The organism is Mycoplana rhizolycopersici, assembly GCF_013378445.1.
GTDB classification, from domain to species: domain Bacteria; phylum Pseudomonadota; class Alphaproteobacteria; order Rhizobiales; family Rhizobiaceae; genus Mycoplana; species Mycoplana rhizolycopersici.
Genome location: NZ_JABXYK010000078.1, coordinates 1 through 202 on the forward strand (window position 1 = coordinate 1; position 202 = coordinate 202).

At 68.3% G+C, this 202-nt stretch carries 1 protein-coding gene; it reads left to right on the top strand.

Annotation, left to right across the window (positions count from 1 at the left end; translation table 11 throughout):
• Positions 1–202: hypothetical protein (locus HV823_RS27545; protein ID WP_176952638.1), on the top strand; the 202-nt coding region annotated here is incomplete at both ends.

A 202-nucleotide genomic window follows, 5' to 3' on the forward strand; every position in this document is an offset into this window, starting at 1 on the left:
GGCCGTCGACTTCGGCTTCACCGACAAGGCGGACGGGCACACGCTGGCTGGCGTGAAGTTCGCGACGCTGCCCTCCGCGGGAAGCCTGACGCTGTCCGGCAAGGCGCTGAAGGCCGGCCAGATCGTCACCGCAGCCGATCTCGGCAAGCTGGTCTATACGCCGGCTGCCAATGCCACCGCCCCCGTCTCCTTCACCTTCCAG